13 protein-coding genes and 1 pseudogene are annotated in these 19,407 nt (G+C 65.7%); 10 read left to right on the plus strand and 4 right to left on the minus strand.

Going from position 1 to position 19,407, the window contains the following annotated elements; genetic code table 11:
• The first annotated feature begins 199 nt into the window (after positions 1 to 199).
• The 4 genes and pseudogenes from WIR04_RS20945 (at position 200) to WIR04_RS12080 (ending at position 2,219) form a co-directional block, all read left to right on the plus strand.
• A complete protein-coding gene (locus tag WIR04_RS20945) occupies positions 200 to 286 on the plus strand; it encodes a 4Fe-4S dicluster domain-containing protein (protein ID WP_374048940.1) in 87 nt (28 codons plus the stop codon).
• Positions 287 to 305: 19 nt separating this feature from the next.
• Positions 306 to 386, plus strand: a pseudogene (locus WIR04_RS20950) (4Fe-4S dicluster domain-containing protein); the annotation flags it as partial.
• Between the two features lie 291 nt (positions 387 to 677).
• Positions 678 to 1,625 carry a magnesium/cobalt transporter CorA gene (gene corA / locus WIR04_RS12075; RefSeq protein WP_005332981.1) on the plus strand — a complete coding sequence of 316 codons (948 nt, stop codon included), beginning with the start codon at positions 678 to 680 and terminating at the stop codon, positions 1,623 to 1,625.
• Positions 1,626 to 1,757: 132 nt separating this feature from the next.
• On the plus strand, positions 1,758 to 2,219 hold the full coding sequence (locus WIR04_RS12080) for a DUF2919 domain-containing protein (RefSeq protein WP_025326692.1): 462 nt from the start codon (positions 1,758 to 1,760) through the stop codon (positions 2,217 to 2,219).
• A gap of 18 nt (positions 2,220 to 2,237) precedes the next feature.
• On the opposite strand, the gene WIR04_RS12085 is transcribed toward WIR04_RS12080, so the two are convergent.
• Entirely contained in the window at positions 2,238 to 2,990 is a 753-nt protein-coding gene (locus WIR04_RS12085) for a hypothetical protein (protein ID WP_338887177.1), read from the minus strand.
• 274 nt (positions 2,991 to 3,264) lie between these two features.
• Between WIR04_RS12085 and WIR04_RS12090 the strand changes: the two genes are divergently transcribed.
• The 5 genes from WIR04_RS12090 to WIR04_RS12110 all read left to right on the plus strand — a co-directional run bounded on the left by WIR04_RS12090 (position 3,265) and on the right by WIR04_RS12110 (position 9,582).
• Positions 3,265 to 4,500 (plus strand): MFS transporter, encoded by a 1,236-nt coding sequence (locus WIR04_RS12090; protein ID WP_338887179.1) that lies wholly within the window; start codon positions 3,265 to 3,267, stop codon positions 4,498 to 4,500.
• Positions 4,501 to 4,558: 58 nt separating this feature from the next.
• Complete coding sequence (locus tag WIR04_RS12095; protein WP_338887181.1) at positions 4,559 to 6,532, plus strand: siderophore amonabactin TonB-dependent receptor; 1,974 nt, start codon at positions 4,559 to 4,561, stop codon at positions 6,530 to 6,532.
• 74 nt (positions 6,533 to 6,606) lie between these two features.
• Positions 6,607 to 7,623, plus strand: coding sequence for an amonabactin ABC transporter permease subunit 2 (locus tag WIR04_RS12100; protein ID WP_307764607.1), 1,017 nt, complete (start codon positions 6,607 to 6,609; stop codon positions 7,621 to 7,623).
• 29 nt (positions 7,624 to 7,652) lie between these two features.
• The gene (locus WIR04_RS12105; protein ID WP_420883465.1) at positions 7,653 to 8,711 is read left to right on the plus strand and encodes an amonabactin ABC transporter permease subunit 1; all 1,059 of its coding nucleotides are present in this window, start codon (positions 7,653 to 7,655) and stop codon (positions 8,709 to 8,711) included.
• 43 nt (positions 8,712 to 8,754) lie between these two features.
• On the plus strand, positions 8,755 to 9,582 hold the full coding sequence (locus WIR04_RS12110) for an amonabactin ABC transporter ATP-binding protein (protein ID WP_338887186.1): 828 nt from the start codon (positions 8,755 to 8,757) through the stop codon (positions 9,580 to 9,582).
• Positions 9,583 to 9,657: 75 nt separating this feature from the next.
• On the opposite strand, the gene WIR04_RS12115 is transcribed toward WIR04_RS12110, so the two are convergent.
• Complete coding sequence (locus WIR04_RS12115; protein ID WP_338887187.1) at positions 9,658 to 10,383, minus strand: 4'-phosphopantetheinyl transferase family protein; 726 nt, start codon at positions 10,381 to 10,383, stop codon at positions 9,658 to 9,660.
• A gap of 210 nt (positions 10,384 to 10,593) precedes the next feature.
• Between WIR04_RS12115 and WIR04_RS12120 the strand changes: the two genes are divergently transcribed.
• Positions 10,594 to 11,532 (plus strand): iron-siderophore ABC transporter substrate-binding protein, encoded by a 939-nt coding sequence (locus tag WIR04_RS12120; protein ID WP_338887189.1) that lies wholly within the window; start codon positions 10,594 to 10,596, stop codon positions 11,530 to 11,532.
• A gap of 68 nt (positions 11,533 to 11,600) precedes the next feature.
• Here WIR04_RS12120 and amoH read toward each other — a convergent pair whose 3' ends face one another.
• Both amoH and amoG read right to left on the minus strand, forming a co-directional pair.
• Positions 11,601 to 13,145: an amonabactin biosynthesis glycine adenylation protein AmoH gene (gene amoH / locus WIR04_RS12125; protein WP_338887191.1), complete on the minus strand. Its 1,545-nt coding sequence runs from the start codon at positions 13,143 to 13,145 to the stop codon at positions 11,601 to 11,603.
• The gene (gene amoG, locus WIR04_RS12130; protein WP_338887193.1) at positions 13,142 to 19,399 is read right to left on the minus strand and encodes an amonabactin biosynthesis non-ribosomal peptide synthetase AmoG; all 6,258 of its coding nucleotides are present in this window, start codon (positions 19,397 to 19,399) and stop codon (positions 13,142 to 13,144) included. Before amoG ends, amoH begins: the two co-directional genes overlap by 4 nt.
• Positions 19,400 to 19,407 lie beyond the last annotated feature (8 nt).

Here is a 19,407-nt window from a genome sequence, read left to right on the forward strand (position 1 = left end):
AGGCAAACGGATGTGTGACACCAAGGATGCTCAGCCCCAGAACATCGTCTGGACCCCGCCTCAAGGAGGCTCGGGTCCCAATTACCCCAATATGTGAGATAGGCAAACGGGCCTGTGACATCAAGGATGCTCAGCCCCAGAATATCGTCTGGACCCCACCTCAGGGAGGATCCGCCCAATATGTGAGATAGGCAAACGGATGTGTGACATCAAGGATGCTCAGCCCCAGAACATCGCCTGGGCACCGCCCCAGGGAGGCTCGGGGCCGAACTATCCCAATATGTGAGATAGGCAAACCGGCTAGTGACATCAAGGATGCTCAGCCCCAGAACATCGTCTGGACACCACCTCAGGGAGGCTCTGGCCCCAACTACCCCAATATGTGATCCCTGAGATCCCAGGGATCCTGGTCAATTTACCTCTCGGCATTCCCCCGTCCGGGCCGGGTTATGCCGGCCCAGGCAGCTGCTCCGACCTCGCCGTTTTTTTGAGCAAACAGGCTGAACCCCCGATGAATAGCCCCTGACAAGCGGTGCCCGCCCCTGTATAGTTCGCCGCATTCAGGTTGTCCATCGGCCTCGTTATGCTATTTCATGGGATCGCTTTCTGTGCGATCTAGGGCCGCATGAACCTGTGCAACCATCCCTGATTACCCACGACTTCTTAAGGGGGGACAGATGATCACCGCCTACATTCTCAATAACAAGGTGCTGGACATAGTCACGCTCGGGCCGGACGACATAGTCCCCGACAACACCGTCTGGCTGGATGCCTACAAGCCGGACACGGCGGAGCGAGAATGGTTGACGGGCCTCTTCCTGGAAGAGGTGCCCGACAAGGAAGAGCTGGACGACATCGAGGCCTCCGCCCGTTTCTACTGGGACACCGATGGTCTGCACATCCACTCCCTGTTCCCCCAGCGGATCGGCCGCGACACCAAGGGTGTCCACGTCTCCTTTACCCTGCGCAACAACCTGCTGATCAGCATTCGCGAGGATGACATCGGCCTGGTGCGCCTGCTGCGCCACTACATGCGTCAGGACAGGCTGGAGGTGGAGAACGCCCTCGACATCCTGCTGGAGGTGCAGAACCTCAAGGTGGAGTACCTCTCGGACCTCATCGAGGATGGCTACAAGACCCTGGAGAACACCGCCGATCAGATCTTCGAGCCGGATCAGATCAACTCCATGCTCAAGGAGCTGATGGCCCAGGAAGAGGCCAACGGCCAAATCCGTCTCTCCCTGCACGATACCCGCCGTGCCCTGCGCTTCCTCAAACGCAGCCTGCGCCAGCGGATGACAGGGGAACAGAACAAGTGGATCGACGAGATGTTGCACGACGTGGAGTCCCTCTTGCCCCACACCCAGTTCCTGTTCGACAAGATCAACTTCCAGCTGGAGGCCTCCATGGGGGTGACCAATCTGGAGCAGAACAAGGTGATCAAGATCTTCTCGGTGGCCGCGGTGATCTTCCTGCCCCCCACCCTGATCGCCAGCATCTACGGCATGAACTTCGGCCGCATGCCGGAGCTCGCCTGGGAGTATGGCTATCAGATGTCCCTGGTGCTGATGGTGATGTCGTCGCTCGGCACCGGCCTCTTCTTCAAGCGGAAGGGCTGGCTGTAACGCCATCCGGCGTCAGACAGGCTGAACAGAGATTGGGGGGCATGGCCCCCCGATTAATTCCCCCGCCTTGCAAAGGGCATCTCGCCGCCCCATATCCCCCTGCATCAATAGTTCAACCCCGGAACGGGCCTTATGACCCTCTACCCCGAACATCGATATGACGATCACGGCCAGCTGCGCCCGCCGCTCTGGTTCTGGCCCATCGCCCTCTTGTTGACCCGCTCGGTCTGGCTGTTTCTGATGGCCGGCGTCACCCGGGAGAGCGGCAGCGCCATCCTGACCCTCTTCTACCCGGACAAGATGAGCCTCTACATCAGCCTGCTGACGGACGTGCCCGCCATGCTGGCGCTGCTCGCCTGCGGCGGCACCTACCAGCAGACCAGGAGTGCGCGGGCCTGGCTCAGACGCCACAGCCGGGGCCTGTTGCTCTGCTCCACCGCGAGCGGTCTGTTGATGCAGCTGCACAGCCTCAATCTGCAGAAATGGTCGTTCAGCTGGCCCACCGCCCTGGTGCTGGTCGCCAGCCTCTGGGCCCTCTGGTATCTGCTCAAGAGCCGCCAGCTGCGGGATTACACCCGGGATCAACCCCATTAATGGCCGCCGTCGGCCGCCTCATTGGCGGGTGACCCGGATCTGCAGGGTCTGGTGTTCACTGCCGCTCGCCACCCCGACCCGTGACGGATTGGACAGCGCGGCCCCCTGGCCCTCCTGACTGGTGGAGAGTTCCCCCACCGTCAGCCACTGCCCCGGGGCGCCGCTCACCTCGGTGGCGCTCTGCCCGGTCTTGATGTCACCCCGCTCAAGCCTGGCCTGCTCGCTGCTGAGCGCTATCTGTACCCTGTCCCCTATCAGGGTGGCGGTGGCGTAGAGGCCGTTCATCAGCGGCATCATGCCCACCACCCGCCCCCCCTGCCAGCGATAGAAGGTGACCGGCTGATAGGAGCCCATCTGCAGCAGCACGGGCCGCCCCGAGAGGCCGCGCACCTGCCAGTTGTCCTGCTGGGTGCGCTGGTAGTCCTCGGCCCCCCCCTCCAGCAGCCACTGCCGTTTGGCGTTGTCATTGCCGATACCTATCCCCGCCTGCCGGCTGCTGGACGCTCCCGCCACCCGCCACTCAATGAGCAGACTCTGGGGTGGCTGATTGAGCCGATCCAGCACCCTCTCGGCCTCCTGCAACTGGGCGGGCGTTCCGCTCAGCACCAGCTGGTTGCCCATGGCACTGACCCCAAGCTCGGGGTATAGCTCCTTCAGGGTCTGCACCATCCCCTCTGCCTCAAACACCGATATGACCTTCACCTCGGCCCGCAAGGGCAAAGCCCAGAGCCCGCAGCACCCGAGCACCCAATACCATCGCCAAGCTCTCATCCTCGTCTCCCTCTTGCCGTCCCTTTTGCCGTCTCTCATGGCGCCTCTCTCATCACTCCTTGCGATCATGGGCCATGGCGCCCCGATTGCAATGGCAAGGGGCAAGCTGTCTGGCCCATGACAGTGTCATGGAGGTCCTTATCCGGCTCGTTTTCGAGCCCAAACAAAAGACTCATTGAGAGACCACTCAATACAAATAAAAATGGTTATCATTTGTTGTCACAACAATATCCCTCGGATACAATTCGGACTCATTTTTTCGAGTCAGCCTCTGATGAAGCCAGAACCTGTCGTCTCCTCCCCTGCAGCCATCCATCTGGCCCTGCTGATCAACATGCTCTCTATGGGCAGCATGATGATGGTGATGCCCCTCGGGCCGGATCTGGTGACAAGCCTCGGCATGGCCCCGGAGCAGACCGGTTACTTCAGTGGCGGCGCCACCCTGGGGGCCGCCCTGATGGGACTCCTGGCCGCCCCCTGGCTCGATCGGGTCAACCGCAAACCCGCCCTGCTCCTGTTGCTGACGTTGCGCTTCCTGCTGCTGATGGCCTGCGCCCTGGTGCAAGACAGCCTGCAACTGCTGCTGCTCTTCATCCTGTCCGGCTGTGTGGCCGGGCCCCTTGCCGCCATCCTGATGGCCGCCGTGCTGGATCTCGTGCCCCCCGCCGAGCGTGGACGCCGCCTCGCCTACGTGGGGATGGCGTTTTCACTTGCCGCCATCCTGATCGTGCCCGTCGCCCTGGTGCTGGCCCAGTGGCTCGGCTGGCAGAGCCCCTTCCTGCTGTTTGGCGCGAGCGGCCTGCTGCTGGCCCTGCTCTGCGCCCGGCTGCTGCCCTCACTGCCGGTCACCCGCGCCCCGCAGGGCCAGGGGCTGCGCCAGCTGCTGGGGTCACCGCTCTGTCAGGGGGCCCTGTGCATCCTCTGCCTGCAGATGTTCGGCCACTTCCTGCTGATCCCGCACTTTGCCAACTACTTCCAGTTCAACCTCGGTTTCCCGCGCGAGCAGATCGCCGCCCTCTATCTGTGCGGCGGCCTCGCCAGCATGGCCACCATGCGCCTGTGCGGCGGCTGGATAGATCAGGGCCGTGCCCAGGGCGCCATACTGCTCACCAGCCTGCTGCTGGCGCTGATCACTTTGCTCGGTTTCGCCATGCCGGTCGGCCTGCCCGTCTACCTGCTGTTCACCCTCTTCATGGCGCTGAGCTCGGCCCGCGCCAGCACCACCCTCGCCATCACGGCGGCCATTCCGGCCCCCCATCAGCGCGCCGCCTTCATGTCCTTCCAGGGCACCGTCACCAATGTGGCGGCCGGGCTCGGCAGCCTGCTGTCGGCCAAGTTTCTCATCTCGGACGAGAGCGGCGCCCTGCAGGGTTTCTCCACCCTGGCCTGGATCAACATCGGCTGCGGCCTGCTGGCCTGTGCCGGCGTCTGGTTCCTCATCCGGGGGCTGGAGCGAGCAAGAGATAACAATAATCCTGCCTCTGGTACTGCCAGACAAGGAAGTCAGTGAGCATTTGGGCCCACAGCGCCCTACCCCATAACCTCTGTTTATTCATGGAGTTTTGACAATGCAGTTGCAGCATGGCGTATTTCGTTTGAACCCGATTTTGCTCTCCCTCGGCCTGCTGGCCGTACCTGGCCTGGCCCAGGCAGAGTCGGTCAAGGCCAACGAGACCATGGTGGTCACCGCCACCCAGACCAAGCACACCGAGCTGTCCGCCCCGGCCAGCGTCTCGGTGGTGACCCGTGCCGATCTGGACAAGATGAACGTCAACAACATCGGCGATGCCCTCAAGCACGTGCCGGGTGTCAACATCGTCTCCACCAACCCCACCGGCCGCAACGAGATCAAGATCCGTGGCATGGGGGGTGACTACACCCTGCTGCTGATCAACGGCAAGCGGGTCAACGCCCGCGAGACCCTGGGCAGCGCCTACGGCAACGACTTCGACTTGAGCTCCATCCCCATGGCCGCCATCGAGCGCATCGAGGTGATCCGTGGCCCCGTCTCCTCCCTATACGGGGCAGATGCCCTGGGCGGCGTGGTCAACGTGATCCTGCGCCAGGCCAGGGAGAAGACCGAGGCCGCCGTCGGTTACACCCACAGCATGCCCACCAAGGGAGATGGCGGCGATGCCAACCAGGCCAGCGCCTATGTTTCCGGCGCCCTCATCGACAACAAGCTGCTGGGCAGCGTGGTGGTGGAAGGCTATCAGCGCGACAACTGGAAGAGCGATCAGTCCAACAACCCGGACGCCGATGCCCTGGAAAAACGGGAAGTGGTCAACGTGCTGACCAGCCTGAAGTGGCTGGTGGCAGACAACCAGGACATCGACTTCGATCTGGGTTACAACCAGAACGACATGGACAGCTACTTCAACAACGTGCCCCGCGCCCCGACCGCACCGGCCACCCCCCACAACGTGCAGAACCTGGATCGCCTGAGTCTGGGGCTGACCCACAACGGCCGTTGGGAGCACTTCGACAGCCGCGCTCGTTACTACTTCGAGCAAATCGATCTGATGGATGACTCCCAGCTCAATGGCGGCGCCGCCGATGTCACCCAGACCAACAACACTGTGGACGGTCAGGTCAGCGGTTACCTGGGTGATCACCTGCTCACCTCCGGTGCCGAGCTGCGCAAGACAGAGCTGGAGCACAGCCGCAACATCGCCAATGGCAGCGTGGATGCGACCCAGAGCGCCGTCTACCTGCAGGATGAATTCGGCTTCGGCGATCTGGCCCTGACCCTCTCCGGTCGTCTGGATCACCACGAGACCTATGGCACCGAGTTCAGCCCGCGCGCCTATGCCCTCTACACCCTGACCGACGAGTGGGTGATCAAGGGGGGCGCCGGCAAGGCGTTCAAGGCCCCGACTCTGGCCCAGTCCAGCGAAGGCTTCTCCACTACCGCCTGTCGCGGCGCCTGCCAGGTCATCGGCAACCCGGATCTGAAGCCGGAAACCGCCGTCAGCTACGAGCTGGGCACCGCCTACGAGGCCGCGCGCTTCGGCGCCGGGGTGACCGGCTTCCACAACGAGATCGAGGATCTGATCCAGAGCGATCAGTGGGGCCCGGGCTACCGTCCGACCGTGATGACCTACCTCAACGTCAAGGAGGCCCGCATCAAGGGTCTGGAGCTGACCGGCTGGGTCGACGTGCTGGACAACGTGAAGCTGACCGGCAACTTCACCCTGCTGGACTCAGTGGACAGGAGCACTGGGGACGATCTGGCCAAGACCCCGGATCACACCGGCAACCTCGGCCTGGACTGGCAGGCGAGCGAGCTCGTCAGCGCCAACCTGGCCTGGCAATACGTTGGCAGCCAGGTGCTCAAGGTACCGGCCCGCAACTCCCAGGCGTTCACCTCCAAGCACTACCAGACCCTGGACGTCAACACCAACTGGACCGTCACCCCGGCGCTGGACTTCAAGCTCGGCATCACCAACCTCACCAACACCAAGCGTGACGAGGTGGCCACCGACGCCGACTTCATCCTGGAAGGACGCACCGTCTACGCAGGTGTCGATTACAAGCTGTAAGCTCTCCCAGCGGGAGCCCCGAGATCGGGGCTCCCTTTTTGCGTTTCTACTGCCCCTATCAAAGGAGTTGTTGCGTGCTCAGATACCAAGCTCAGCTGTTCTGGCTCGGAGTGCTGCTCCTCTTACTACTGATTTCTCTGTCACTGGCCACCGGCGCCGGTGTCTATGGTGGCCGCGAGGTCGCCGGTTTCCTGCTGGGCGATCCCGCCCTGGTGGCCGATGAAAAACTCGCCATGATAGTCAATACATTGCGATTGCCCCGCACCCTGGCGGCCCTGGTGGTGGGGGTCTGTCTCGCACTCGCCGCCTCCATGCTGCAAAGCGCCACCCGCAACCCCCTGGCCGAACCCGGCCTGCTCGGGGTCAACGCCGGTGCCGTCTTCGCCCTGGTGATAGGGCTGACCTATTTCGGTGTCGAATCCGCCTACGGTTACCTGCTCTGGTCCGGCATGGGGGCCCTGCTCGGCAACCTCATAGTGCTGGGTCTCGGCCTCATGGTAGGGCGCTCCAACCCCCTCAAGCTCATCCTGGTGGGGGTCGCCCTCTCCGCCACCTTCGGCGGCCTCTCCAACTTCCTGCTGCTCTCCAACCGGGTAGTGCTGGAACAGTTCCGCTTCTGGAACTTAGGGTCGCTCGCCGCCTCCAGCCTGGAGTCCGTGCTGACGGTGATCCCCTTCGCGCTGGCCGCCCTGCTGCTGACTCTGGCGCTCTGCCGTCAGCTCACCCTGATGCAGATGGGGGACAACCAGGCCCAGGCGCTCGGCATCCGGCCGACCCGGGTGCGCATCGGCGTGCTGCTGGCCGCCACCCTGTTCACCGCCTGCGCCATCGCCATCGCCGGTCCCATCGGCTTCGTCGGCTTCCTCGCCGCCTACTGCGCCCGCCTGGTGGAGCCGGTGCGCCTGGCCATCCAGGTGCGCTTCTCCGCCCTGTTCGGGGTGCTGTTCCTGCTCGGTGCCGACATACTGGCGCGCTGGCTGCTGCAGCCGTTCGAGTTGCCCAACGGCGTCATTCTGGCGCTGATCGGCGCCCCCGTGCTCATCCTGGTGGTGCGCAGCGGCGGCTTCCGCTCCCTGCTGGCCGTCAAATAAGGTGCCCTCCCATGAATAACGCCATAAACATGAGGGCCCCCCTGCCCGAGACCCCAGTCCCCACCGGCACCCTCTGCCTGCGCCTCGGCCGCCGCACCCTGCTGCTGGAGCGCCGCGCCTGGCTTATCACCCTCGCGCTGATCGTCGCACTGGTGCTGCTCTCCCTGCTGGCCCTGACCCTGGGCTCCGGCAAGATCACCATGATGGGTGTCGTCCAGACACTGCTTGGGGAGGGGAGCCGGCTCGACCAGGTGACGGTGTTCAAGATCCGGCTGCCGCGCATCGTCGCCGTGCTGGTGGCCGGCGCCGCCATGGGCCTCTCCGGCTGCCTGGTGCAGACCCTGGTCCGCAATCGCCTCGCCACCCCAGACATGATAGGGGTCAACGAGGGGGCCTCCCTGGCCATCATCATCTTCTCCCTCTATCTGACCCTGGGCAGCTGGCCCTGGTGGGCCGCGCCCTTCGGTGCCCTGTTTGCCGCCGCCGTGCTCTATGCCCTGTGCAACAAGCCGGGGGAGCAGGGCTACCTGTTCGTGGTGATCGGCATAGGCGTCTCCGAGCTGATGAACGCCATCGGCCAGTTCGCCATGTCCACCCAGTCCCTGGTGCACCTCACCAGCCTCTACCTCTGGAACATGGGCAACTTCGTCGGCCAGGGCTATGGCACTGTGCTGCCGGTGGGGATACTGATCCTGCTCATCTGCCCCTGGATCCTCTATCTCTCCCGCGCCCTCGGCGTGCTGCGCCTAGGGCCCGTCACCGCCAGAACCCTGGGGGTCAACGTGAACCGGGTGCAGCTCGGGGTGCTGGCCCAGGCCATACTGGTGGCGGCCCTTGGCACCGCCATCGGCGGCCCCGTGGTGTTCATCGCCATGGCGGCCCCCATACTCGCCTCCTGGCTCTCCCGGGATCGCATAGTGCCGCTCTGGATTGCGGCCCTGTGCGGCGCCCTGATGCTGCTCGCCAGCGACACCCTGGTGCGGGTGCTGGCCAGCCCCCACGAGGTGGCCACCGGCATCATGACCCGTATCCTCGGCGGCCTGCTGCTGCTGTTCATCCTTATCAAAGACAGGCAGAGAGCCGACTGATGATGCACTCCATCCTTTTCCAAGACCGACAAGGGGCCCTCCTATGACCCTCTGCGTGAATAACCTGCGTTTCGGCTATCAGCACAAGCCCGTGTTTGACGACGTCTCCTTCACCCTGCCCAAAGGCAAGCTGGTGGGCATCGTCGGCCCCAACGGGGGTGGCAAGTCCACCCTGCTCAAACTGCTGGCGGGCCAGGAGCAGCCCCAGTCCGGGGAGATACTGCTCAAGGGCAGGCCCCTGGGTAGCTATGGCATGAAGGCCCTGGCCCGGGAGCTGGCCTACCTGCCCCAGCGCCCCCTGGTGCCGCCTGGCATCCGGGTCGAACAGCTGGTGCAGTACGGCCGCCATCCCCATCAGGGTTGGTTCACCCAGTGGAGCGAGGAGGACGCCCGCATGGTGGACTGGGCCAGGCAGCGGATGCAGCTCGATGCCATCTGGCAGCAGAGCGCCAATTCGCTCTCCGGCGGCCAGGCCCAGCGGGTCTGGCTCGCCATGGTGCTGGCCCAGGATGCGGATCTCATCTTGCTGGACGAGCCCACCAGCGCCCTGGACATAGGCCACCAGACCGAGGTGATGGAGGCCATCCACAGGGTCGCCGCCGAGGGCAAGACGGTGCTCATCGTCATCCATGATCTCGCCACCGCCGCCCGCTACTGCGACGAGCTGATTGCCCTGGGGGACGGCGGCATCCAGGCCATGGGCCCGGCCCGGGAGGTGGTGACCAAGTCCCTCATCGATCGTCTCTACCAGACAGACGTGGACATATTGCACGCCCCCGGCGATGGCGCCCCTGTCATAGTGCCCCGCAGGCGCTGTGAAGAGGTACCGCGCCGGCGCCAGGATACGGCCCCGAGCAAGCAGTCGGCCTGAGAGAGATAGCAAGAAACCGCCTGATGGCGGTTTCTTTGTCTGGGCAGTGGCGGGGCACGGGAGCCCGGGCGCCGCTCACAGCAGCAAGGTGGTGAGCACGCCCCCCGGCAGCGGTTGCCAGCGCAGGGTACAGCGCCAACCGGCCGGCAGGGTCGGCGCCAGGGGGACCTTAAGCTCGAGGGTGAGGGTCTGATCCGTCATCCCCAGCCAGCGGGCATCCAGAAAGTCGAAATAGCGCCCCACCCTGGGGTAGAGCGCCTTGAACAGGCTCTCCTTGGCGGAAAACACCAGGGTCAGCCCCCGGGCTCTGTCGAGCCCGAGCGAGCGGACCCCGGCCTCCAGCCGCCCCCACTCATCCTCATCGACGATGCCGGGCCAGAGCTGCGCCCCTTGGTCGGCCTCGAGCCAGGCCTCCAGATCCAGCCCCATCCCCCCCTGGGCGGGGCGCACCCCGCAGAGCGCCACCCCCTGCCCCGCCAGCTGGCTGTGGCTGATGCTCCCCTCCATCCCCACAGGCCACAGCGGCTCGCGGGCGCTCCCGATGGCCACCCCATGCGCGCCCAGTCCGAAGGGGCGCAGGGCCTCACGGGCCGCGAGGCGTCCCGCCAGAAACTCCCCCAACCGCTTGGGGGCTGCCCCTTGCAGGCTGGCGGGCAGCGCCATGCCCAGGGCCTCGAAGCAGGCGGGGGTAAAGGCGGCGGCATCGAAGCAGATGCGATGGAGGGTCAATGGGGACGTACCCGGCAGCAGCAGGCGATCCCGTTGCAGAAGGAAGGGAGTGATAGGGGATAAGGGGGGCATCAGGGCTCCTCGCAATGGAGCCTTATGGTAACAAAATCGCCAGGGCTGGCACCACAAATACAAATGACAATGTTTCTCACTTGAGCTTCTGTGGTAGCATGTCCCCGCCCATTTGGACCCCGGTTTTAGGCTGACTGGCAGGCACGACCAACAGGGGCCGCCCGGCATGGGCCAAGAGTGCCGCCGATTTCACCCATTAAGGATGTAACCATGAAGATCTTCTCCCCCCTGGCAGCCGCGCTCGTGCTGGCCAGTCTGGTCGGCTTTCAGGCCCAGGCCGGTACTCGCCAGGTGCTCGATGCCAACGGCCAGTCCCAGACAGTCCCCGATGATCCCCGGCGCGTCGTGGTGCTGAGCGAGCTCGATCTCGACAGCGCCCTGACCCTGGGGGTGCAACCGGTCGGCACCGTCAACGGCCGCGGCCAGTCCACCCTGCCCCGCTATCTGCTGGACAAGGCGGGCAAGGAGATAGCAGTGGTCGGCGATCTGGACAACCCCAATCTGGAGAAACTCATCGATCTGGAGCCCGACCTTATCCTGACCGGCCAGACCAAGCCAGAGCTGCTGGCCCTGCTCAAGGAGATAGCCCCCACCGTCGTCACCGGCAACTGGGGCGATCCCTGGAAGACCGTGTTCAACCGCAGCGCCAATGTGATGAACAAGGAAGCCGAGGCCAAGGCCTTCCTCACCCGGTATGACGCCCGCCTGGCAGAGGCCCGCAGCAAGCTTGCCAAGCACCAGGGGGAGCAGGTGAGCATAGTGCGCTGGAACCCCAAGGGGCCGAGCTACATGCATGGCGGCACCTTCGCCAGCAGCGTGGTCACCGAGATGGGGCTGGCTCGCCCTGCCCACCAGATAGGCGACAAGAGCCCCCACTCCCCGGCCCTGAGCCTGGAGTCCCTCAACCTGCTGGACGGCGACTGGCTGGTGATCGGCACCCTCAGCGCCAGCGGCGATGCGGTAGATGCCATGAAGCAAGCCGAGCAGACCCCGGCCTTCCAGCAGCTCGGCGCCATCAAGGGCAAGCGCTTCGGCGCCGTGGACGGGTCGCTGTGGACCTCCACCGGCGGCCCCCAGGCGGCCCTTAGGGTCATCGACGACGTCGAGCAACTGCTCGCCAAGCCGGACGCGGCCCCCATCACCCAATAAGTCCGCGTGATTGACCGCCCACAAAGAAGCCCGCATTTGCGGGCTTCCTTTTATCTGCTGTGCGGCGCCTACTCCGGCAAGGGCAGCGCCTTTCTATCCAGTTTGCCGCTGCCGGTCTTGGGCAGGGCATCCAGCAGGATAAGCCGCGCCGGCACCATGTAGTGAGGGAGCGTCGCCTGCAGCCCCTTGCGCAGGGCCAGCCGATTGAGGGCCACCCCGGCCCTGGCCTCCACATAGCCCACCAGCATGGCGTCGTCCCCCTCGCCCACCAGGCGCACCGCCGCCTCCTGCACCCCGGCCTGGCGGCGAAGGCCCGCTTCCACCTCGCCCAGCTCGATGCGAAAGCCCCGCAGCTTGACCTGATCGTCGCGCCGCCCCAGATAGAGGAAGCGGTCCGCCCCCAGCCGCCGCACCCGATCGCCGGTGCGATAGAGGCGATGGACATCGACCCGCAGGAAGGCCGCCGCCGTCAGGGCAGGCTTGCGCCAGTACCCCTCGCACAGGGCCGGGCTCTCGATACAGAGCTCGCCGCACTCCCCCTCTGCCACCGGCTGCCCCGCCTCGTCCAGCACCCAGTGACGATAGCCGGGCAGGCTGTGGCTGATGGTGATCTGGCCATCAGTCGGTGGCCAGATCACCTCGCTCACCAGGGACCAGACGGTGGCCTCGGTCGGCCCATAGCAGTTCCACAGCCGCCGGGTGCGGGCACAGAGCTGCTCGGCCAACCCTGAGTCCAGCGCCTCGCCGCCGCACAGGGCGGTGAGGGTATGGCGCCCCTGCCAACCGGCCTTGAGCAGCATGCGCCAGCAGGCCGGGGTGGCCTGCAGCCAGTTGATGGAGGGGTCGGCCTCGAGCAGCGCCAGCATCCCCAGGGGATCCTTGTTGTGCTCGCCACCGGCCACCGTCAGCCGGCCACCGCCCCAGAGCGGCCCCAGCATCTCCAGCAGGGAGATGTCGAAGGCCGGGGTGGTGATAAAGAGCCAGTGACAGTTCGGGGAAAGTCCGAGCCGCTCGCGGATCCCGTCGAGGAAGCAGAGCAGGGCCCGCCGACTGATGACCACCCCCTTGGGTTCGCCGGTGGAGCCCGAGGTAAACATCATGTAGGCGGCCAGGGCGTCATCCACCCTGGGCCAGGAGAGGGTCCCGCCAGGGGCCGGCCCCTTGAGGGGGCGCAGGGGACAACCGAAATCCGGGGCCCCCACCTCGTCGTCGCAGATCACCGCCGACAGGCGCGCCTGACGGGCGATCCCCTGCAGCCGCGCCAGCGGAAAGTCCGGCTCAAGGGGCACGAAGCAGAGACCGAGGCGCAGGCAAGCCAGCAGGCTGGCCACCAGATCGGGGCTGCGGGAGAGATAGAGACCGACCCGCTCCCCCACCGCCAGACCCTGCAGGCGAGCGGCAATCCGGCCCACGCGATCATTGAGGGCGCCGTAGCTAAGCCACTGCTCATCTGATCCGCCCTCACTGATGCCCTCCCCGCCCATACGGATGGCGGGAGCCAGCGGGGTGGCGGCCAGACATGCCGCCAGCCGTTTGCCCAGATTGGCCGCCCCCTCGAGGGGGGCGGGCCGGGCCTGTATGGCCGGGACCTCATGCCTGATGGTCACTGTCATGATACGGCCTCCGTTTGGCGCACCAGCCAGTGGCGATAGAGCCGGCTGGGGGATGGATGGGCCTTGAGGGTCTGCAGGGTGAGTGGCACCCGATCCTGCGCAAGCGCCTCGTTGAGGGCCGCCAGCAGGGCGAGCTGCTGCACCGAGTCTATTCCCAGATCCATCAAGGTTTGCTGCCAGATGCCGGGCACGCCGCAATGGCGCTCCCACAGGGCCACCAGCGCGCGGGCCTCGGCCGGTGGCTGAGCCTGGTCGGACTCTGCTCTTGTGGCTGCCCCTTGTGCCATCGCCGGGGACGACGCGGCCGCCGCCGGTTTGGCCGGCTGGTTAAGATCCGCCTGCGCCAGCCAGCCGAGCTCGGCCCGCCAGTCAGCCAGCACCGCCTCGGCCTGGGCCTCGGGGATCTGCTCGCCGTCGAACTCGAGGCGCAGCTGGAGCGTCTCGCCCCGGCTGCTGACCACGAGCGACAGAGGAAGCTCCACCTTCTCTACCACGGCGCCAAACTGCGGCACCAGCTGGTAGGGTTCGGGGGTGGCAGGGACCGCCGGCATGGGGTAGTTCTCGAACACGAACAGGCTCTGGAAGAGACGCGATCTACCTTTCGTCAGCGCCGCCAGCGACTGGGTGCCGTGCTCATTGAGCGCCATCAAATCCGTCTGCAACTGGGCGATATGCTCGGCCAGGGTCAGCTCGGTGCGCCACTCCAGCGCCAACGGCAGGCTGTTGATGTAGAGCCCGACGCTCGCGGTGATCCCCTCGATGGGATAGTCCCGGCCCGGGGTCACGTTGCCCACCAGGGTGACAGCATCGCCAGAGCGGCGAGCCAGCAGACGGTGCCATGCATATTGGGCCAAGAGGCCCGCGGTCACCCCAAGGTCGCGGGCACGGTGGGCGAGCAAGGTAGCCACCTCGGTCGGCAGCGCCGTGGCGCACACCGCCGGTCGCTGCTGGGTATGGCGCCCGCTTGAGCGAGCGTCCAGGGTCACCCCGAACAGGCAGGCGAGATCGTTAGGCGTTGCCAGCAGCTCGCCCCGCCCCTGCCAGTAAGCCTCGGCGCTGCGGGCTTGGCTCGCGATATGGCGGCCAAATTCGAGCCAGGCGGTATCCGGCTCGCCCTGCGGCAGCAGGCCGTTCATCAGCGCCTGATAGCCGCGATGCAAGGACCCCAGCAACACGGGGCCGCTCCAGCCATCCAGTACGCCATGATGGGCGCTGAAGACAACCTTGTGGTGATCGGGGGCCACTTTGAAGCAGGCAAGGCGCAGCAGGGGGGCTTGCTCGAGCGGGATCGGGCGGGCCAGATCCTGCTCCCGGTAGGCCTGGACCCGTGCCTCTGCATTTTCCACTTCAGACAAGTCCTCATAGTGGAATGGCAACTCGGCATGCTTGAGGATGCGCTGGAGCGCGACCCCGTCCGCCAGCACCAGCTCGCTGCGCAGGGCCGGCCAGCGGGCGATCTGCCCCTGCCAGGCCTGACGGTAGACGGCCAGGTCCAGTGGCTGGCGGTACTCCATCTCGGTCTGCAGGTGGTAAGCCGTGTCACGAGGCGCCAGCGCCCTGTGATGGAACATGCTCTGCTGAAGCGAGGTCATGGGCAGCAATGTCTCCACCTCGCGCCCGCTCAGCACCCGATCGAGCGCAGCTTGCGAGAGAGCGATCTCCGGGAAGTCGCTCGGGGTATGGCGCGGGGCCTTCTGGGCGCAGCAGTGTTCCACCAGCGCCGTCAGGTTGTCCGCCAGCCGCGCCATCAGGGCGTCGCTCCCTTGCTGGTTGAGGGCGCCCACCTGGCGCAGGGTGAGGCGGCCGTTGTAGACGCCCCCGTGCAGGCTCACCAGCTCCCTCGGCAGGTTGTCAGGGGAACTGGGTGCCCCCGGTGCCAGCGGCAGGGGGTGCCAGGGCTGAGCGGCCTCGCCCTGATGGCTGACCCCCAGGTAGTTGAAGACCAACAGGGCCTGGGGCAGCTCAGACCCACGAGGGTGGTGCAGCCGCAGGGCGTTGAAGCCCACCCCCTTGTCCGGCACGGCGCGCAGCTGCTCTTTGGTGGCGCACACCAGCGCATCCCACGCCCCGGCATCCGCCAGCGCCAGCGGGTAGGTGCTGGTGAACCAGCCCAGGGTGCGGCTCACGTCTAGTTCAGCATCGATGGCCTCACGGCCGTGGCCTTCCAACATCACGCAGTGACGGTTGCCGTAACCCAGCTCGCTCAGGGTACGAGTCAGTGCCGCCAGCAGCAGGTCGGGCACCCGGGTGAAGTAAGCCTGGTTGGCGGTGTCGATAAGACGGGCCGTGGTCTCCTGACTCAGTTGCAGCAGGCTGGCGGCGGCGCGGCCATCGGTGGCACGCGCCGCTTCCAGCAGGTGACCCTGGCTGCCTTCCCCCTGAGCCAGCCAGAAGCCAAGCTGCTCCTCTTCCCGTTTGGCGTAGGCCGCCAGCCCCTCGCCCCACTGGCGATAGCTGCTGCCCTTGGCAGGCAGCGGCTCGCCCCTGCTCACCCGTGCCAGATCTTCGGCCAGGATGCGCCAGGAGACCGCATCGATGACCAGATGATGGAAGGCGAGGAAGAGCCCCTCCACCGCCTCGCTCTCCCCCTCGAGGGAGAGATTGCGCAGGCGAGCCCAGGCCAGGGTATGGCCGCTGGCAGGGTCGAGATCCCCCTGCAGCTCGGTCAGGCGGGCCTGCAGCCCGGCCTCATCGAGATTGGCGGCATCCAGGGTCGGCAGCGGCGGCAATGGCAGTTCGGCCAGGTAGCGCTGGCCGGTCGGGGTCACCGCCAGGCGCAGGGCATCGTGGTGCTGGCGCAGGGCATCCAGCCAGCCGCGCAGGGCCTCATCGTCCACCCCGGCCGGCAGGCGCAGGATCACCCCCTGATTCCAGTGACCGGACTTGGCAAAGCCCTGCTCGAAGAACCAGTGCTGGATGGGGTGGAGCGGGAACTCGCCGGTCAGGCTGCCCTGCTCGCTCCTGTGGCTGACTGCCTGCTGCTGGCCGAGCTGGCGGCAGAGGCGGCGCACCGTCTTGGCTTCGAACACGTCCTTTACGCTGCAGTGCAGTCCCGCATCCCGCAGCCTGGTGGTGAGCTGGATGCTGAGGATGGAGTCACCGCCTAAGCGGAAGAAGTCATCCTCCACCCCGAGCGGTTGCTTGAGCACCCCTTGCCAGATGGCGAGCACTGTCTGCTCCAGTTCGTTTTGCGGCTCGCCCTTGCTCTGCTGCCAGACGATGGCGGGCAGGCGGCGCAAGTCCAGCTTGCCGTTGGGGGTGAGCGGCATCTCGGGCAGCCAGCAGAGGCGCGCCGGCACCATGTATTCGGGCAGACACTCGCCGGCCCGCTGCAGCAGGGCATCGCCGTCGGGCTCGCTCGCCCCGGCCTGCAAACAGGCGTAAGCGAGCAGGCGCCCCTCCTGCACCACCACCTTGATCTGGCGGATGACCGGGCACAATTCGGCGAGCCGGGTCTCTATCTCACCCGGCTCGATACGATAGCCGCGCAGCTTGATCTGCTTGTCTATCCGGCCCAGATACTGGATGTTGCCGTCGCGGCGCAGCAGGGCCCGATCGCCGGTGCGATAGAGGCGATGGGTACGTTCCGCCAGCGCCAGCTCGATAAAGGCCTCCTCGGTGCGCTCCGGCAGATTGAGGTATCCGCGAGCCAGCCCCAGCCCCGCCAGGCAGAGCTCGCCTGGCACCCCCACCGGGCAGAGGTTGCCCGCCTCGTCCAGGATCAGCGCCTTCAGGTTGTTGACGGGGCGACCTATGGTGATGGGCGCCCCCGGGGTGAGCCGAGCGCAGAGCGCGGTGACGGTGCACTCGGTCGGGCCGTACATGTTGAAGAGTGCCACCCGCGCCCCCCAACGCTCCACCAGGCTGCTCGGGCACGCCTCGCCGCCAAAACCGATGGCCTTGAGGGAGCCGAGATCCGTCGGTGGCAGCAGATTCGCGAGCAGGGCGGTCGGCAAAATCATATGGCTGGCAGCGCAAGCGATCGCAGCACTGATCACCCCCTCCCCCGGCTCGCCGAAGTGCAGGGCCGCGCCGCAGTACAGGGGCAGCAAGCTGGTCATGTTGCCCGCATCGAACGAGAGGGACATGCAGTTGAACATGGCCCCATCCTGATCAAGGGCGATGCGCTCACCGTGATCCGCCATCAGGTTGACCAGGCTGCCCTGCTCCACCATGACCCCCTTGGGCAGGCCGGTGCTGCCGGAGGTGTAGATGATCTGGGCCAGCATGGCGGCGTCCCGAGGCAGTGCGGGCGTGCTGGTTGGCATCTTGTCCAGCGCAAGCTGGTGCAGGTTGTGGTAACCGGCATCTGTGCCCTTGATGGCCTCGGCAAGCCGGGCATCCGGCTCTCCCCCGAGCACCAGCGCAATACTGGCGTCGCCAAGGATATGGGCCAGCCGCTCGGCGGGATAGGCAGGGTCGAGGGGCACATAGGCTGCCCCCGCCTTCCAGCAGGCGAGCAACGCGATAACGAAGGCGACATCGCGTCTGGCCTGGATGCCGATGGCGGCGCCCGGGGTGACCCCCTGAGCCTGCAGCCAGTGAGCCAGCCGGTTGGCACGCACCTCCAGCTCGCCATAGGTCAATGCATCAGCGCTGTCGCTGACCGCCAGCGCGTCCGGCAACTGAATAGCCCGCCGCTCGATATGGCAGAGCAGGGTGTCACGGCTCGGGTAATCCGGCGGCAGGTCGGCAAGCTGTGCGGCCATCGCCGCCTGATCGGTGCCCGCCTCCAGCGGCAGTTGCCAGATGTCGGTCTCGGGGGCCGCCACCACGGCGCGCATCAGGTACAGCAGGCGATCGGCAAGAGCCTGGATGGTCTCTCGCTCGAACAGGGCGGTGGCAAACAGCCAGTCCACTCTGACGGAGTCCATCAGCTCGGTCACCTTGACCGAGATGTCGGTCTTGGCCGGCAGCACAGGCGAGGTCTCCTCCACCAGCTGGCAGCCGGGGATGAGATCGTTGAAGTCCACCTTGGCCTGATAGACCAGCATGATCTGGAAGATGGGGTTGATGGCAGTAGTGCGATCGGCACCGATGGCCTCGGCCAGCGCCTCGAAGCGGTAGAGCTGGTGATCGAAGGCCGCCAGATCCTCCTCCCGGCACTGCTGCAGATAGTCGACAAAGCTGGGCTTGCCGCTGAGTTGAGTGCGCAGCACCAGCGTATTGACGAAAAAGCCCACCAGCGACTCGATCTCGTGGCGCTCGCGATAGGCGAGCGGGGTGCCGATCACCACCTCCTTCTCGCCGCTCTGGCGCACCATCAGCAGGGCAAAGAGGGCGTGCAGACCGATGAAGTTGGAGGTGCTGTGGCGCTGACAGAGGCGCTTGAAGCTTTCCCACAGATCGTTGTCGATGGTGGAGAAGACCAGCTCGCCGCCGCTGTCCTGATGGGCCGGGCGCGGCTTGTCGAGCGGCAGACCGTGCACCTCCGGGCTGCCACCGAGCCGGTCGACCCAGAACGGCTTGAACTCGGCGTGATAATCGAGAAAACGGTCCGAGTTGAACCAGTGGGCATAGTCGATGTAGGTGAGCGGCAGCTCGCTCACCTGCAGAGGCTCGCGGTTCTGGTGGGCAAGAAAGGCGCGCTTGAGATCCGCGAACATGTTCTTGACCGACCAGCCGTCGGAGATGATGTGGTGCTGGGTGATCAGCAGCACGTGCTCGCGGCTGCCGAGCCGGATCAGGTGCACCCGACTGAGATCCCCTTTGGTCAGGGAGAAGGGGCGCCCTATCTCCTCGCGCACCCGGCGGGCCACATAGGCCTCCCGCTCGGCTGCCGGCTGCTCGCTCACGTCCTCAATCTGCAACGTGAAGGGCGTGTGGGGCAGGATCTCCTGCGCGCCCCTGCCCGCCTCGTCCTTGATGAAGCGAGTGCGCATGCTGGGGTGGCGGGCAAACAGGTGGTCGAAGGCAAACTCCAGCGCCGCCGTGTCCAACTCTCCCTTAACGCGAAAATAGACCGGCATGTTGTAGAGGTGGGAAGCCTCCTCGTACTGCTCGATAAACCAGAGCCCGCTCTGGGACGAGGAGAGCGGCCCCTGCCGGGCGCCCTCGGCGACGATAGGTGCCTCGAAGGCTGCACGGGCCGCCAGGCAGCGCACCAGCTCATCCTTGTGGGCCTTGATGGTGGCACCGATGGCCGGTGTCACCGCCTCCTTGCTCGACTGGGAGATAAGCTGGCCCTTGTCGTTCAGCGCCAGCTTCACTCCCTGCCGTTCCAGCTGTTTCAACAGCAAAATCATATTGTTCATCTGTTTTT

The organism is Aeromonas rivipollensis (assembly GCF_037811135.1).
Taxonomy (GTDB): Bacteria; Pseudomonadota; Gammaproteobacteria; order Enterobacterales; family Aeromonadaceae; genus Aeromonas; species Aeromonas rivipollensis.

What these genes read in the sequence shown, in the direction of transcription:
- WIR04_RS20945 (WP_374048940.1), top strand. Translation starts at nt 200, where the DNA reads ATGTGTGACATCAAGGATGCTCAGCCCCAGAACATCGCCTGGGCACCG.
- corA (WP_005332981.1), top strand. Translation starts at nt 678, where the DNA reads ATGATCACCGCCTACATTCTCAATAACAAGGTGCTGGACATAGTCACG.
- WIR04_RS12080 (WP_025326692.1), top strand. Translation starts at nt 1,758, where the DNA reads ATGACCCTCTACCCCGAACATCGATATGACGATCACGGCCAGCTGCGC.
- WIR04_RS12085 (WP_338887177.1), bottom strand. Translation starts at nt 2,990, where the DNA reads ATGAGAGCTTGGCGATGGTATTGGGTGCTCGGGTGCTGCGGGCTCTGG.
- WIR04_RS12090 (WP_338887179.1), top strand. Translation starts at nt 3,265, where the DNA reads ATGAAGCCAGAACCTGTCGTCTCCTCCCCTGCAGCCATCCATCTGGCC.
- WIR04_RS12095 (WP_338887181.1), top strand. Translation starts at nt 4,559, where the DNA reads ATGCAGTTGCAGCATGGCGTATTTCGTTTGAACCCGATTTTGCTCTCC.
- WIR04_RS12105 (WP_420883465.1), top strand. Translation starts at nt 7,653, where the DNA reads ATGAGGGCCCCCCTGCCCGAGACCCCAGTCCCCACCGGCACCCTCTGC.
- WIR04_RS12110 (WP_338887186.1), top strand. Translation starts at nt 8,755, where the DNA reads ATGACCCTCTGCGTGAATAACCTGCGTTTCGGCTATCAGCACAAGCCC.
- WIR04_RS12115 (WP_338887187.1), bottom strand. Translation starts at nt 10,383, where the DNA reads ATGCCCCCCTTATCCCCTATCACTCCCTTCCTTCTGCAACGGGATCGC.
- WIR04_RS12120 (WP_338887189.1), top strand. Translation starts at nt 10,594, where the DNA reads ATGAAGATCTTCTCCCCCCTGGCAGCCGCGCTCGTGCTGGCCAGTCTG.
- amoH (WP_338887191.1), bottom strand. Translation starts at nt 13,145, where the DNA reads ATGACAGTGACCATCAGGCATGAGGTCCCGGCCATACAGGCCCGGCCC.
- amoG (WP_338887193.1), bottom strand. Translation starts at nt 19,399, where the DNA reads ATGAACAATATGATTTTGCTGTTGAAACAGCTGGAACGGCAGGGAGTG.